Source organism: Candidatus Chloroploca sp. Khr17 (genome assembly GCF_004138165.1).
Lineage (GTDB): Bacteria > Chloroflexota > Chloroflexia > Chloroflexales > Chloroflexaceae > Chloroploca.
Genome location: NZ_RYFF01000017.1, coordinates 1 through 16,537 on the forward strand (window position 1 = coordinate 1; position 16,537 = coordinate 16,537).

3 protein-coding genes are annotated in these 16,537 nt (G+C 60.1%); 2 read left to right on the forward strand and 1 reads right to left on the reverse strand.

Translation table 11 applies throughout. The features are described from left to right. Positions 1–13,994 (reverse strand): SdrD B-like domain-containing protein (locus EKD05_RS11885; protein ID WP_129672946.1); only part of this gene is annotated, 13,994 nt, incomplete at its 3' end. A gap of 544 nt (positions 13,995–14,538) precedes the next feature. Between EKD05_RS11885 and EKD05_RS11890 the strand changes: the two genes are divergently transcribed. Continuing rightward, positions 14,539–15,207, forward strand: coding sequence for a TIGR04283 family arsenosugar biosynthesis glycosyltransferase (locus tag EKD05_RS11890; protein WP_129672949.1), 669 nt, complete (start codon positions 14,539–14,541; stop codon positions 15,205–15,207). Positions 15,208–15,363: 156 nt separating this feature from the next. Beyond that, the gene (locus EKD05_RS11895; protein WP_129672951.1) at positions 15,364–16,089 is read left to right on the forward strand and encodes a metalloregulator ArsR/SmtB family transcription factor; all 726 of its coding nucleotides are present in this window, start codon (positions 15,364–15,366) and stop codon (positions 16,087–16,089) included. Positions 16,090–16,537 lie beyond the last annotated feature (448 nt).

Here is a 16,537-nt window from a genome sequence, read left to right on the forward strand (position 1 = left end):
GCGTTGGTATCGTCCCAGACGAGATTGCCGATGCTCGCGGGCCGATAGAGCCCCGCGTCCCAGGTGTCGTCAAGCTCGCCTGAGGTGATGACGGTGCTCGCCATCACGCCGGTGGTGGGATTGGCATCCGAGTCAGTCGCGTCGTTGCCACCCTGGTTCTGCGCGGTGATGCGGTACTCGACGGGGGCGGTCACGGTGACGGTGTAGGTGCCCGGGACAAGGTTCGTAAAGGTGTAGATCCCGCTGGCGTCGGTCGTGGTCGTGCGATCGACCAGATCGCCCGCTCCCGTGACGCCGGTGAGACCGAGCGTGACGTTCGATACGCCTGGCTCGCTCGCGTCCTGGATACCGTTCCCATTCAGGTCGTCCCAGACCCGGTCGCCGAGGGTGCCCAGCCGATAGAGCCCGGCGTCCCAGGTGAAGTCGTCGTCCCCGCTAACCAGCGTGATGTCGGCGGTGGTGCTGGTCGCCCCGGCCCCGGCGGTCACGTCGCTATCGAGCGCATCGTCGCTGCCGGCATTCTGTACACTAAAGCGGTCGTAGCCATCAGGTCGGGTCACGGTGACGCGATAGAACCCGGGCAGCAGGTCGGTGAAGGTGTAGAAGCCCGTCGCCGTGGTGGTGGTGATCAGCGTGGTATCGTCACCATTGCCAAAGGTGCGGTCGCGCCCGGCCCCGGTGAGGGTGACGGTCACGCCCGCGATGCCTGGTTCGCTGGCGTCCTGGAGGCCGTCCGCATCAACGTCGTGCCAGACGAGATTGCCGAGGCTGACCGGTTCCACGAGGCCCGCGTCCCAGGTCAAGTCTTCCTCACCCGAGGTGAGCACGGTACTCGTCATCACGCCGGTGAGCCGGTTCGCGTCGGAGTCGATCGCGTCGGTCGCGGTGGTGATCTCGGTGTTGAGAATATTCGCGTGCGTAAAGGTATACGGATCAGTCGCCGTAACGGTGACGGTGTAGACGCCCGGGACGAGATTGGTGAAGCTGTAGATGCCCGTCGCGTTGGTGGTCGTCGTGCTGATCACCGGCGCACCGGTGCCGTCAACCCCGGTCAAGCCGACTGAGATGGCTGCGACGCCATCTTCGCCCACGTCTTGCAGGCCATTGCCGTTGCGATCCAACCAGACCCGGTCGCCGAGGGTGGCGAGGTTGTAGGCACCCATGTCCCACGTCTGATCGCTTTGCCCAGCCGTGAGGGGGATCAGTGCGGTCAGGCGGGTGGTCGGGTCGGCGTCGTTGTCAATGGTGTCGTCGCTGCCACGGTTGACAATGCTTATTTCGGTATAGCCGTCGGGTTGTGCAAAGCGCAGGTAGTAGGTGCCCGAGATGAGGTAGGTAAAGCTGTAGGTGCCGTTGGCAGCGGTGGTGGTGCTGAACACCTCGGTATCACTCAAGCTTGGCCCGGGTGTTCCGTCGTCGTCGAGATAGAGCGTCACGGTTACGCCGGCAATGCCAATTTCGTCGCCGCCATCCTGGAGGCCGTTGGCGTTGAGGTCGTGCCAGACCAGGTCGCCCAGGCGCGCCGGGCGATAGAGGCCGAAGTCGAGCGTCTGATTGCCGTTGGTGCCGTCGCCGTCAACGCCAACCAGTGGCTCAGTGCCCCGGCTCATTGTGATCGGCAGGCTATTGACATGGCCGTTGGCGTCGGTTGTGCCGTTGTCATCGCCATCAACGACGGTTGTATCGGCGTCGGGTGTCAAGGCACCTTCATAAGGGCCAGTGGCGCTGCCATTGGTGCCGCTGCTGGAAACATAGGCCGCCAGTCCGCCGCTGGCAGCGAGTGCGCCGCCTGCACTGAAGTTGCGCGCTGGTAGCCGTACGATATAGTCGCCCTCGATCAGGTCGCTGAAGCTGTAGATGCCCGTGGCATTCGTTGTGGTCGAAACCACAAATTCGCTCGGGTCGGCAACGCCAGGATTGGTCGCACTGTCGAGATAGAGTTCAACAACGACGCCTGCGATGCCTGCTTCTTCACTCGCATCAAACAACCCATTGTTATTGACATCGTCCCAGACCTGGTTGCCCAGGCTGAGCGGTTCAAAGAAGCCGAAGTCGAGCGTCATGTTGGTGTTAGGATCGGCGTCCCCGTCATTGATTGGCTCAAACGAGGGGTTGACCGTGATCGCCAGGCTGACGACGGCTTCGCCAGGGAGGCCGGTGCCGTTATCGTCGTTGTCAAGATTGTTATCTGGATCAAGCAGCGCTGGCTCGTACGTTCCCGTCGCCGCGCCGTTGCTGCCGGTGCTGCTGCGGTGCAGGTAGAGTGGTTCTCCGCTAGCGAATACGCTGGCCGGGATGACCACGAGATACGACCCCTGTTCGAGCAGGATGAATCTGTAGTTGCCCTCTTCCTTTGTTGAGGTTCTGGTGACGAGCGTGTCGGTCAGGACATCGTAGGTGTTGTTGTTGTTCGTGTCGCGGTAGAGTTCAACGGTGACGTATTCGATCCCAGGCTCGCCGGGGTCAGCCAACCCGTTATCGTTGCTGTCGTACCAGACCAGGTTGCCAATGGTAAGCCGCGGATAGAGCCCGAGATCCCAGGTGAGATCGGTGTTGTCAGTCAGGGTGATCGTAGTAGTTTGCAGATTCACCGGGTTGACGTCGGAGTCGTTCGCGTCGTTGGCCTCCTGATTCGGCGGGCTGATAGCATATTCAAACGGGATGTTGCCAAAGACGAGGTAGTAGGTGCCCGAGATGAGCCGGGTGAAGGTGTAGATGCCGTTGACATCGGTGGTGGTCGTCAAGGGCTGAATGCCGCCAGTCGCCAGATCACTGTCGAGCGGCTCGTTGGTGACGGCACTGTAGATCGTCACGGTGACGCCGGCGATGCCACTGGTTTCACCAGCATCCTGGATGCCATCGCCATCCACATCGAGCCAGACCCGATCGCCCAGGCGGGCATCGTTGAAGATGCCAAAGTCAAGCGTGAGGTTGCTGCTATTGTCGGCTGCCGGATTGGTGATGCCGGTTGGTAGGCTGGTGTCAGTCTCGCCGGTTGGTTCGCCTTCGGACGTTATTGTAAAGACGGCGGTGCGTACCAGGCTGCCACTGGCAAAGGTGCCGTTGTCGTCGTTGTCAGCCGGTGCATCGTCGGGGTCGGGGGCTGGCTCGTAAGGCCCAACAACCAGACCGTTGCCGCCGGTGCTCGAGACGTAGTTCGCCGGGAGGGTGAACTGCACCGCGTAGTTGCCGCCGTCACGCAGCGCACCGAAGAAGTAGTGTCCGCCATTGCTTGTGGTTGTCGTCGCAATCGGCGTCGTTTCGGCGCCGGCGATGGTGGCGTCGCCGTTGGCGTCGTAGAGCAGAGCGACGCTTACACCGTCAACGCCGCTCTCGGTGGCCTCGTCAAAGAGCCCATTGTTATTCAGGTCTTCAAAGACCAGGTTGCCCAGGCTCAGGCTGTAGAAGCCGAAGTCGAGCGTGAGGTTGGTGTTGTTGTTGTCGGGCCCGGGCTCATCACCGACGCTGAGCGTGATCACGCCGCTGTCAACATTGTCCGCGACAACGCCGCCTGTTGGCCCAACGCCATTGTCGTCGTTATTGACATCGTTATCTGGGTCGTCTGCGCTATCGGTCGCATCACCGTCGTCGCTGCTGCGGAAGAAGCGCAGCGCGCCGCTCGTGCCAAAGTTGCTGCTCGGGATGCGTACGAGATAGTCGCCAGCAACCAGGTTGGTAAAGGTGTAGGTGCCCGTCGCGCTGGTCGTCGTCGTGCTGATCGTCGTGGTGTTGGCGCTGTTGCGCAGTTCGACCGTCACCCCGCTGATCCCTGGCTCGCCAGCGTCGAAGGTACCGTCGTTGTCGAGGTCGTTCCAGACCTGATTGCCCAGAGTGAGTGGGCGGAAGAGGCCGAAGTCAACCGTCAGGTTGCCATCGCTACCGTCACCATCGTCGGTCGGTTCGTCATGGGTGCGCAAGGTGATCGGCAAGGAGCGCACGTCGCCATCGGCGGTGGTGGTGCCATTGTCGTCGTTATTGGTATTATTATCGGGGTCAGGCGCTGGCTCGTAAGCACCAGTGGCGCGGGCATTGGTGCCCGTGCTGCTGCGGTACGCCGGCAGCGTTGCGGTCGCCGAGAGCACGCCAGTGGTAAAGTTGCTCGCCGGTAGTCCAATGACGTAGGTACCCGGATCAAGGTTGGTGAAGTTGTAACTTCCAGTGATGCTGGTCGTGGTCGTCAGCAGCACGCTCGTCCCAAACCCGGTGGTGCCGCTCAACACTACCGTCACCCCGGCAAGCCCCGGTTCGCCAGCGTCAATCTGTCCGTTATTATTCAGGTCATCCCAGATGCGGTTGCCCAGGTTGACATTGTACTGGTAGAACCCGGCGTCCCACCTTGTGTCATCAAGCCCTGGCGTCACTGTGATCAACGTGGTATTACCAGTCAGGAGGGCAGCGTCTGAGTCGTTCGTCGCGGTCAGTGCGCCCGTTGCGTTGGTCGGGCTGCGCAGATAGTCGGGTGGCAGGCTAAAGTTGATCGTATAGACGCCCGAGGCCAAATAGGTAAAGCTGTAGGTTCCGGTACTCGTGGTGGTCGTGGTCAGCACCGGGCTTCCGCCGCTAAAGAGCGTGACGGTCACGCCAGCGATGCCGGTCTCGTCGCCGCCATCCTGGAGGCCGTCGGCGTCGCGGTCGAGCCAGACCAGGTCACCCAGGCGGGCCGGGCGATAGAGACCGAAGTCGAGGGCCAGGTTGCTGTTTTCGTTGCGGGCCGGGTCGCTGAGCCCAACCAGCGGGTCGCTCTCGTCGAGTGGCTCGCTGCCGGGGGTCAGGCTGATCACATTGCTGCGTACGACACCGGTACCCTGGGTGCCGTTGTCGTCGCTATCGGTCGGATCAGTGTCGGCGTCGGGGGCCGGCTCGTACGGGCCGGTCGGGCTGCCGTTGGTGCCGCTGCTCGAGATATAGCCCGCGCCGGGTACCACTTCAACCAGATAGTCGCCCTGTTCGAGGCCACTGAAGAGATAGTAGCCCCCGTTGCTCGTGGTCGTCGTGCTGATCAACGTGGTGCCGTTGCCTGCGTAGAGCCGCACCGTCAACCCGTCGAGCCCCGGCTCACCGGCGTCAATCTGACCATCATTATTCAGATCTTCCCAGACCCGGTTGCCGAGCGAGAGCAACTGGTAGAGCCCGGCGTCCCAGGTGAGGTCGTCTTGATCCGAAAGGAGCGTGATCGGAATCGTTGTCGCCGTTGCCGGTACACCGGTTGGCACGTCACTGTCGAGCGCATCGGTGGTTGTGACCACATCGCCCCGCGTAAAGGCGTAGCCAGCGGGCCGCGTAAAGGTGACCTGGTAGAGCCCCGGTTGGAGCCCGGTGAAGCTGTAGGTGCCACTGATCGCGAGTGTGGTGGTGGTGGTCGTCGTGCTGATGGTATCATCGCCAGTGTTAAAGGTACGGTCGCGCCCGGCTCCTCGCAACGTCACCGTGATGCCGCCAAAGCCCGGCTCACCCGCGTCTTGCACGCCGTCGCCATTCAGATCCTCCCACACCAGATCGCCGAGGCTCACCGGAATTACCAGGCCCGCATCCCAGGTCAGGTCTTGCTCATTTGAGGTCAGTTCGGTACTCGCCATCACGCCGGTGGACTGGTTGGCGTCGGAGTCGAGCAGATCAGTCGCCGTGCTGATCTCGGTATTCAGAATATTCGCGTAGGTAAAGGTATACGGATCGGTCGCCGTGACGGTGACGGTGTAGAACCCTGGCACAAGATCGGTGAAGGTGTAGGAGCCAGTCCCACCCGTGTTGATCGTCAGACTGACACTATCACCAGGGCCGGTCACCCCCACCAGGCCAACCGTGACCCCGGCCAGCCCGCTGGCAGCACCATCGTCTTGCACGCCATTGCCGTTGAGGTCTTCCCACACGAAGTTCCCAATGCTCGCCAACCGATAGAGCCCCGCGTCCCAGGTGAGGTCGTTCTCGCCCGAGGTGATGACGGTGCTCGCCATGATGCCGGTCCCGTTGGCGTCGCTGTCGGTTGCTGCCGTACCGCGCCCCTGTGGGCTGAAGAAGTAGGTCGCTGGCGCGGTGACGCTGACCGTGTAGGTGCCCGGGGCAAGGTTGGTATAGCTGTAGATCCCGCTGGCGTTGGTCGTCGTCGTGATCGGGGCCAGCACCACGCCTGCGCCGGTTGTGCCGGTCAACGTGATCACCACATTCCCAATCCCCACTTCGCCACCCTCCTGGATGCCATTGGCATTCATGTCTTCCCAGACAAAATTGCCAAGGCTGGCTGGCCGATAGAGCCCCGCGTCCCAGGTGCGGTCAACCTGCCCCGAGGTGATGACGGTGCTCGCCATCACGCCGGTGGTTGGATGCGCGTCGCTGTCGTTTTCATCATCGCCACCCTCGTTCTGCGCGGTGATGCGGTACCCGCCGGGGGCGGTGACGGTCACGGTGTAGGTGCCCGGGACAAGATCCGTAAAGGTGTAGATCCCGGTCGCGTTGGTCTGCGTTGTCGCATTGACCGTGATCCCCGCACCGTTCACACCGGTGAGATTGAGCGTGACGTTTGGTACGCCCAACTCGCCCGCGTCTTGCACGCCGTTCCCGTTGGTATCATCCCAGACCCGGTCGCCGATGGTGCCCAGCCGATAGAGCCCGGCGTCCCAGGTCGGGTCATCGACCCCCGAGGCCAGGTTGATGTCGGCGGTGGCGCCAGTCAGCACACTCACATCGCTATCGAGCGTATCGCCGCCGACGTTCTGTGGACTAAAGCGGTCGTAGCCCGCTGGTCGCGTAACGGTGACGCGATAGACGCCTGGCAGCAGGTCGGTGAAGGTGTAGATGCCGTTGGCATCGGTCGTCGTAACGATGGTTGTGTCACTGACATCGTAGCTGCGGTTGCGCCCGTAGATCGTCAACGTGACCGTCGCACCGGGGATGCCGATCTCGCCCCCATCCTGGATGCCATTGGCATTGATGTCGTGCCACACCCGGTCGCCCAGGCTGGCGCGTTCTACCAGGCCCGCATCCCACGTCAGGTCTTCTTCACCCGAGGTGAGCACGGTACTCGCCATCACACCGGTGAGCCGGTTGGCGTCGGAGTCGATCACGTCGGTGGCCGTACTAACCTCGGTGTTCAGAATATTCGCGTAGGTAAAGGTATACGGCTCAGTCGCCGTGACGGTGACGGTGTACGTGCCTGGGACGAGATCGGTGAAGGTGTAGGAGCCGGTCGCCGTCGTCGTTGTGCTGACCACGGCGTTACCAAGGCCATCGACGCCAGTCAGGCCAACCGTGATCCCACCAAGGCCCGGTTCGCCGAGATCCTGCAAACCATTGCCGTTGCGATCGTGCCAGACAAAGTTCCCGAGGCTGGCGGGCCGGTAGAGCCCGGCATCCCAGGTGAGGTCGTTCTCGCCCGAGGTGAGGATGGTGTTCGTCATCACGCCGGTGACAGGATCGGCATCACTGTCGAGCCCATCGCTAGCCCCGCGATCCTGGCCGGTGAAGCGATAGCCTGTTGGCGCGGTGACGGTAACACTATAGGTGCCGGGGATCAGATTGGTGAAGGTATAGATGCCACTGGCGTCGGTCGTTGTTGTGCTGATGACCGCGCTACCGAAACCGGTAACGCCATTCAACGTGACGGTGATGCCACTGATGCCGGGTTCACCTGGATCCTGAATCCCGTTGGCATTCAGGTCTTCCCAGACAAAATTGCCGAGGCTGGCAAACTGGTAGAGGCCAAGATCATAGTCGGGGTTATCGCCCGAGACGGGTGTGATCCCGACGATCGCGAACTCGTCGTTGGCATCGCTATCAAGCGTTCGGTCAGTACCCTCGCTCTGAGGGCTGCGCTGATACCCCGTCGGGATCTCGGTGAAAAGAATCCGGTAGGTGCCAAGCAGCAGTGGGAAGCTATCCCCAAACCAGTAGAGACCGTCTTGATTTCCTGGGATCGTTGGATCACGATCAGTGTAGGTAACGTCAATCAGGTTATCGTCGTCATCAAACAACTCGACGCGCACCCCAAGCACACCGGTAATTTCGTTGGTGTCCTGGATGCCGTTGGCATTCAGATCGTGCCAGACCCGGTTGCCGATCCGGATGCTCTCGTAGATACCGGCGTCAAGGTCGCGGTTGTTATCACCTGACCCCAGACGGACAAGCGTACTTACGCCACTGAGCGGGTTCACGTCGCTGTCGACCGTATCGTCGGTGCCCTGATCGCGTCGGGTGAATGAGCGATTGGCCGGGAGACCACTGAACACGACGTAGTAATCGCCAGGCATCAGGTCGGTAAAGGTGTAGATGCCATTGAGATCGGTCGTCGTCGTGATCAGCGCAAGCCCGGCCCCGCTAAAGAGGGTAACGGTAATCCCCGCAACCCCGGTTTCGCCTGCATTCTGGATACCGTTGATATCTTCGTCGAACCAGACACGATCGCCGAGGCTGGCGAGGTTGAAGACACCCATGTCGTAACTCAGGTCGATCGTGCTCGATCCGAGGTTGATCACAGGGGTGCGCCGATTGGCATCAACATCGCTGTCGAGCGTGGTCGTAATGCCTGCGGCGTTCTGTGGGCTGAGTTGGCTGTAGCCAGGGGTGGCCCCAAATGCAATGAAATAGAGCCCAGGGGCCAGATTGTCAAAGAGGTACAAGCCATCGGCGTCGGTTGTCGTCGTGACGACCAGGCTATCGTCGCCCCCGCCAATAACCTCATCGGCACCAGGCCGGTAGAGGCTCACTTCGATCCCGGCGATCCCTGACTCGCCACTATCCTGCCCGCCATTGCTATTCAGGTCGTGCCAGACCCGGTCGCCAAGGCTGGAAGGCTGGTAGAGGCCGATGTCCCAACTGGTATCGTTCTCTCCGGCAACGAGCGTGGTGGTGATGGTACGCAGCGTGGTCGAGATAACGTCCGAGTCAGTTGCGTCAGTACTGCCTGCGGCATCCTGTGGACTGAGCAGGTAGCTGTCAGGGATGATAAAACGTAGCGCATAGTCGCCCGGAATGAGCCCACCAAAGCTGTAGTTGCCACTGGCGTCGGTGACGGTTGTGTTGAGTTCGTTGCCGTCGCTATCATAGAGCACCACCTGTACCCCAGGCACGCCACTCGCCTCACTCGCATCCTGGATGCCGTCAGCATTGAGATCAAGCCAGGCCCGATCACCAAGGCTGGCCGTGCGGAAGATGCCGAAGTCCCAGCTGGGATCATTTTCACCAGGCTCAAGGGTGGTCACCTCCGTCTGGTACGTCGTTGGACTCGCGTCAGAGTCAAGTGTATCGTCAGCACCCTGATTCTGCGGGCTCGCACGGTAGCCGCTGGGCAGCACAAACTCGAGGTAGTAGTCGCCGGGGATGAGGTTGGTGAAGTTGTAGATGCCACTGCTATTTGTGGTTGTACTTGCGATGGCAACGCCACTGTCAGGCTGGTAGAGCCGGACGGTGACATTATTGACGCCCCCTTCGCCCGTATCCTGAATACCGTTATTGTTGGCATCATTCCACACCCGGTCGCCAAGGCTGGCAAAGGTGTAGAGGCCCATGTCCCAACTGGGGTCATTTTCACCGGGGCTGAGCGTCGTGATCGCGGTGCGCCGCGTCACCTGGTCAGCATCGCTGTCGCGGCTATTGTCGCCCCCCCGATCATTCGGGCTGACCGCATAGCCCGTTGGTATGCTGAAGAAATGAACAAAATAGGCCCCTGGGATGAGCTCGGTGAAGGTGTAGCTGCCGGTAACATCTGTCGTCGTCGTGATAACGAGTTCGTCATCACTGGTGCCCGCCCGCCCATCGGGGCCGGGTTGGTAGAGCCGCACCTCGACGCCTGTGACGCCGGTAATCTCTGCGGTATCCTGGATGCCATCGCGGTTGAGGTCGTCCCAGACCCGGTCGCCGAGGCTCGCTCGCTGGGCTACCAGGCCGGCATCCCAGGTCAGATCGGTTGTTCCTTCGGTGAGCGTGAAGATCCTGGTAAGCCCCGTGGCCGGTTCAACCACATCACTGTCAAGCGTCGGATTCTCACTATTGGTAATCGTAAAGGTATGGCTAATCGGCGGGCTGAAGCGCAGCTGGTACGTGCCAGAGATCAACTGACTAAAGCCGTAGCGCCCATTGATATCGGTGGTCGTCGTGAGGATCGCCGTGCCAGTCCCATCGAGGAGTTCGACCGTGACCCCGGCCATCCCAGGTTCGTCGTCGTCGTCATCCTGGAGACCGTTGCCGTTGGTGTCAAACCAGACGCGATCGCCCAGGGCGGCCCCGCTCACAAAGCCAAAATCGAGCGTCTGATTGCCGTTGTTGCCGTCACCATCGTTCGTTGGCTCGCCGCCAACCGAGAGCGTGATCGGCCCCGAGCGCACGACACCAGCAAAGCGTTCCCCGTTATTGTCGTGGTTGACATTGTCATCAGGATCGGGAACAGGGGCATTGCCATCGCTGGGCCGCAGGCCGAAGAGGGCTTCGCCGGCATTAAAATTATCGTCGTCAATCACAACGATGTAGGTGCCCGCAGCAAGGTTGTTGAACTGATAGTACCCCGGCACGCTCAAGAAGGTTCGTGTCGAGGTGCCGCCGACATACTCCCCAGGATCAGGCGTGCCATTTGTATTGAAGTCCCGATAGAGGCTCAGCCGTACCTCATTGATACCGACTTCACCAGCCAGTGGTTCGTACCACCCATCGTTGTCAAGATCGCGCCAGACCCGATCGCCCAGGCTCAGATTGCCAGACGTGAGCAGCAGACCCGCGTCGCGGGTCAGGTCGAGCTGATTCTCGGTCAGCGTGAAGACCTCGGTGCGCCCGGTGACGGGGTCAGCATCGGAGTTGAGCGTATCATTGCTTGTAAGGACGTCGGTAAAGGTAAAGCCGCCATGGGCTGGCAGCACAAACTCGATCTGGTAGGTACTCGAGATCAAGTCACTGAAGAGATAATAGCCCGGCGAGCCAGCCGGATCATCCGCTGTTACGGCGGTGGTCAGCACTGCGCCAACACCATCCAGCAACCGCACCGTGATCCCATTCATCCCATCGCTGACGGGCTCATTCTGGAGGCCATCGCCATTGCGGTCGATCCAGACATAGTTGCCAACAGCCGTCTGCCGAATCAGACCGATGTCCCACGAGAGATCAATCTCGTTCAATTCAAGCGTAGTTGTGATGCTCTGGAGCGTAACCGGATCAACATCCGAGTCAACGTCGCGATCTTCCCCCTGATTTAGATCCGTCAGACGATACCCCGGAGGTGGGGTCACGCGAATATAGTAATCGCCATCTTGGATGCGCGTCGGATCCGAGAAGAGGTAATAGCCAGGGGTGCCCGCATCATCAGGCCCCGAGAGCGTGAAGGCAACGAAACGGTCACCGGCACTCGGCCCAGGGAAGCCATCGTCATCTTCGTAGAATGCGATGCGTGCGCCGTTGACTCCGGGTTCGTCTTCGTCCTGGATACCGTTCTCGTTGAGGTCGTGCCAGACATAGTTGCCATACGCCAGCGGCTTGATCTCGGTGCGCTGAATGCCAACGCGGGGCGGCTCGGCGGCCAGCAGGTAGTTGCCACTCAAGTCGCGGGCACGGTAGCCAAAGCTGTTCCAGGCGATTTCGGGCTCAGCGGGAGGAACAAGATTCTCAATAAATGGTGCCCGCATCGGCCAGGCCACCCGCACCGTATCTTGCGGATAGAGGATCAGATCGCCAAAATCAATTTTGAACGAATTGACGGTGGTGATATCTTCCGGCAGCGCCGTTGACCATGCGGGATCAACACAACCGGGTGAGTCAATCGGTTCGCCTTCGTCATCTGTCAGACCAAGCTCGGGATTACGGCAGGGGTTCTTCGCCGTACTGTAGTAGACCGTTGCCTCGGCAGGCACACTGATCGGGCCAATCAGGTAGGGCTGCCACTCGGTTTCACGCTCGACATTGTAGCGCACGACACCAACATCACCTACGTGTGACATAATGTCGATCAGGACGAGGCCAGTCAGCGCTACGCTGTTGGTATTGGTAATGACGAGTTGATAGTCATCCTGCCCCCCAGGGGTTGTGTGCCCATTGATGGGATCGCGGCTCCAATTGCTGTCAAGTTGCCCCTTGACAAGCTTGAGCGAACTCGTATTCGCCGCTTCCGCAAGGGTCACACTGCTGATTGATGAACTACAGATCAGTTCACTGGTGATGCCGTCGCTATCGAGGTCATTGCTGTCGGCTGCCTGGCTATTGCAATTGTTCAGGAAGACCTCGCCCGGTGGGTTGGCAAAGCTCGCGAGGGCAGCGGTATTGTTGATCGTCCCGCTCTGGGTCGAAGGTTTGATCTGCGCACTGAAACGTAGCGTGATCGATGCTCCAGCCGGCAGGCTATACCCGCTCCAACTCCAGCGCAGCAGCGTCCGCCCGGTGCCGTTATAGTTGGCAATGACTTCTGTGGTTGGGGCCGGTACACCACCGGTCGTCACCGTCGTGCTATCGGGAATATAACTCAGGCTATTGACCAGGAGATCCGCCAGCACGGGGTTGGTGAGCGACGTGGTTGCCCCCCCAACACCGGTATTATTCAGCGTCACCGTATAGGTCACCGTACCACCGGCAAAGACAATCGCTGGACTCACCGCTTTGTTGACGGTGACCCGTGCCCCAGGTTCGATAATCCGTGTGCGCTTTTCACTTGTCCGTGTCGCGGTGACACCATTGTAGGTATATGTACTGGTCGCCCGGTTGACCACAATCGAATTGATCGGGGCGCTTGTCACCGTCGCACGGAAGCTATGGGCCGTGGACTGAAAGCCAAAGGGCAATGGGTCAAGGTAACGCCAGCGGAGTGAGGTGATATATTCTCCACCCTCTAGCGCGAGGGTGGCAACCTCAATCGTGGCGGTGCTGTTGAACGGCCCACCTGGGATCGTGCGGAAGGTCGGGGTAAGATTGGTGGTATAGTCCAGTTCCAGGCGCACTGAACTTGCCGGTGTGACATTGTGCCCACCGGCGGTGATCCGATTGACGCGCAGTTCAGCGGGGATTGGGTCGGTAATCTGCACATCATTGAGGGCGGTGGTGCCTGTATTGCGCGTCGTGAAGCTATAGGTGATGTTGTCACCAACCAGGGCTGTGTCTGGCCCACTCTTGCTAAAGGTGTAGCCCGGCGTCGGCGGTTGCAACAGCCGCGCATCCGCATCACTCAGCAGCAGCGTTGTGCCCCCAGCCTGAGCGCTTACCTCAAGCTCATTGCGCAGCAGCGTCCCGATGGGTACAGTCTCATCAAATTGAACAACAACCCTGCGCGTCGCACACAACGGGCTCGGCACACTCAGCGCGGCGGCCGGCCAGGTCACAACCCCATTGCTATGCGTACCACCATCCGTGGCACTGACAAAGGTTGCGCTGATCGGCAGGGTATCGGTAATGAGGACATTGGTCAGGTTGAGCAGACCTGACGTATTATTGGGCATGCAGACCTGCAACTCGTAGGTTGTGGGGACACCGGGCGCACCACCCGCAATGAAGCGCTTGGTCGCGGTTGCGCTAGGCTCGGCCCGCGCCATAAGCGACAAGAAATTGGAGAGCTTAGGGGCCGTCGTTGAAGAGCGCATCTCGGCGCGCAGCGTCGCGATGGTGCCATCGGGCGTTGAGCCGTTGGGGAAGCGCACCCCCACGCGGAGCGTCCCCGCATCACCGGCCTCAATCTGGCTGGTAAAGACCCAGTTGACCGTAGAGGTAGCGGGGTCGTAGACACTCGTATAATTTTCACCCGCGAAGAGTTGCACATCATTGGCCCCACGCGCCAGTTCAGGCGGCAGCGGCAGGCTCACCGTAACATCTTCACAGGGGGTATTCGTGATTGCCGAACAACTGTAAGCGAGGTTGATGACGGCCCAATCACCGCTGTTGACCACCGGAAAATCGGTGCGCAGACTGATACTCAGGCTCGCCCCCGAGGCAAAGACCGAGGTGACAGAACTGAAGGTAAGCAGGACAACAAGCAAAAACCGTAGGCCAACGGAAAGCCTGTGACGCAAGCGACGCCGGGGCGGGGAAGAAGAAATGTCCATGCTTAGCTCCGCGCTGAGTTGTTCAATCCGGTGAAGCGAACGGGCATCCACCTCCCAAACCAGGGATGCCCATAACCCCGCCCCTTAACCCAGATTTAACCCGCTTGGAGTGACAGCACGTCTTTGAAAATGCGGAGCAGTGATGTTTACGTGTACCGACGCCAACGCTTTCTCAGGCGCGGAGTCTTTTTGTTCAACACGGACACAAAAAGTCGTTATAATCGAGCCATTGACAACAAACCAGTTATCTTAGCCTACCATACGTGTGTTACCATACTAGAACCAGGTCGTATATGAGGGCCGGATACCCAAAACACATCGGGTAATTTTTCCCTTGATCGCAAGATATCACCCCATAGTATATCACCATAGTAGGCTTGCCAACATTACAAAAGTATAAATTTGGTTGCAGGCAACCGCCCATGGCGGCTGCCTGCAACCAGGAGAAAGGGAGGGCTGTCGCCCTCAAAACCCTTGCTTGTGGTGGCGAAAACGGCCAGCTTCGCTGGCCGTTTTCGCCACCACAAGCAAAATTCTAAAACATATGAAAAAATACACTATTATCATCCCCACGCTCAACGAAGAGTTGATCATTGCCGAGGCGGTGCAGGCTGCCGTTGGCCTTGGCCCCCAGGTTGAGGTCATCGTGGCCGATGGCGGGAGCCAGGATCGCACCGTTGCCGTCGCCGAGGCTGCTGGGGCAACCGTTGTCGCAGCCCCGCGCGGTCGTGGGCCGCAGTGCAACGCCGGTGCCGCTGCGGCGCATGGCGCGATCCTGATCTTTCTCCATGCCGATACGCGGCTGCCCGACGATGTCATCGGGTTGCTCGAGACCTGGTTTAGCGCCCCGCGCGTGCAGATCGCCAAATTTCGGCTCAGTTTTGATGTTGATGACTGGGTGCTTGATCTAGCAGCCAAGTGTATGTGGTACGATACCCGCCTGACGAGCTATGGCGACCAGGGCATCGTCATCCGCCGCACCTTCTTTGAGGCTCTGGGCGGCTTCCCTGCCTGGCCGCTCTTTGAAGACGTCCGGCTCTTTGAACGCGCCCGTGAGCGCACCTCCGTCGTCGTCCTGCCGGCCCGGGTCGTCACCTCCGCGCGACGCTTTCAGGCCAACGGGGCCATCCCGCAACTCGTGCGTGACCTGGGCCTCTGGATCGAGTATGTCGCGGGCGTCTCGCCGTTTGAGATCGCCGCACGCTATAAATAGGCGGTTTTTTTTTGACGCAAAGACGCAAGGACGCAAAGATCAAGCCAACGATTTCTGACGCAAAGGCGCAAGGGCACAAAGACGTAAAAATCAAACAAACCTTTGCGCCTCTGCGCCTTTGCGTCAAAGAGTCTATCGTATTGTGTGAGGCATCGTATGTCGTCTGCCGTCCCCGAACCACTACGTTTGCTCGCCGACGAGACGCGCTGGCGTCTCTTGGTCTTGTTGCGCCAGGGCGATTACCAGGTCGGCGAACTCGTGAGTCAGCTTGGCCTCTCACAGAATCTCGTCTCCTACCATCTGGGGGTGCTCCGCCAGGGTGGCCTCGTCGTGACCCATCGTAGCGACGCCGACGGGCGCGCCACTTACTATGGGCTCGATCTTGAGGCGCTCAAGACAATCTATGCCCAGATCGGAAAACTGCTCTATGTCCCGCAGCACGAAGTGGTGACGAACCTTGCCCCTGCGACCGTCTTCTTCTTTTGCACGGCCAATAGCGCCCGCTCACAAATGGCGGAAGCGTGGATGCGCCATCTGAGTCATGGGCGCATCACGGTACGGAGTGCCGGCACCCAGCCGACGCGCCTCCACCCGCTGACCGTTGAAGTCATGCACGAGGTTGGCCTCGACATCGGCTACCAGACGGCCAAACACCTCGATAGCCTGGCCGACCTGCAACCCAACCTGATCGTCACCGTCTGCGACATTGCCCGCGAGCACTGTGTGCGCTGGGGCGAAGCGGTGCGCCAGATCCACTGGAGCATCACCGATCCCGTGCTGGTTCCCGGCACGCCCGATGAGCAGCGCCGCGCCTTTCGCACCGCCCGCGACGAACTCCGCTCGCGAGTTGAAGGTCTGCTCCACCTGCTACCAGGCGCATGATCTCGTCCGTCACCGTGCGGTGATCCTTGATCGGCACGGCAAGACAAGGCGAGACCTCACAGGTCTGAACGAGACCTCATCGGGCGAGAAGACCTGTGAGGTCTTTTCTTTGCAATCCTTGATCGGCAAGGCAAAACAAGGCGAGACCTCACAGGTCTTGAACGAGACCTCATCGGGCGAGAAGACCTGTGAGGTCTTTTCTTTGCAATCCTTGATCGGCAAGGCAAGACAAGGCGAGACCTCACAGGTCTGAACGAGACCTCATCGGGCGAGAAGACCTGTGAGGTCTTTTCCTTGCAATCCTTGATCGGCACGGCGAGACAAGGCCAGACCTCACAGGTCTGGACGCGACCTCATCGGGGCTAGAAGACCTGTGAGGTCTCTTCCTTGCAATCCTTGATCGGCACGGCAAGACAAGGCGAGACCTCACAGGTCTTGAACGAGACTT

Bases quoted from the DNA above. Each gene is read 5' to 3' on its own strand.
- EKD05_RS11890 (WP_129672949.1), top strand. From the start codon at position 14,539: ATGAAAAAATACACTATTATCATCCCCACGCTCAACGAAGAGTTGATC.
- EKD05_RS11895 (WP_129672951.1), top strand. From the start codon at position 15,364: ATGTCGTCTGCCGTCCCCGAACCACTACGTTTGCTCGCCGACGAGACG.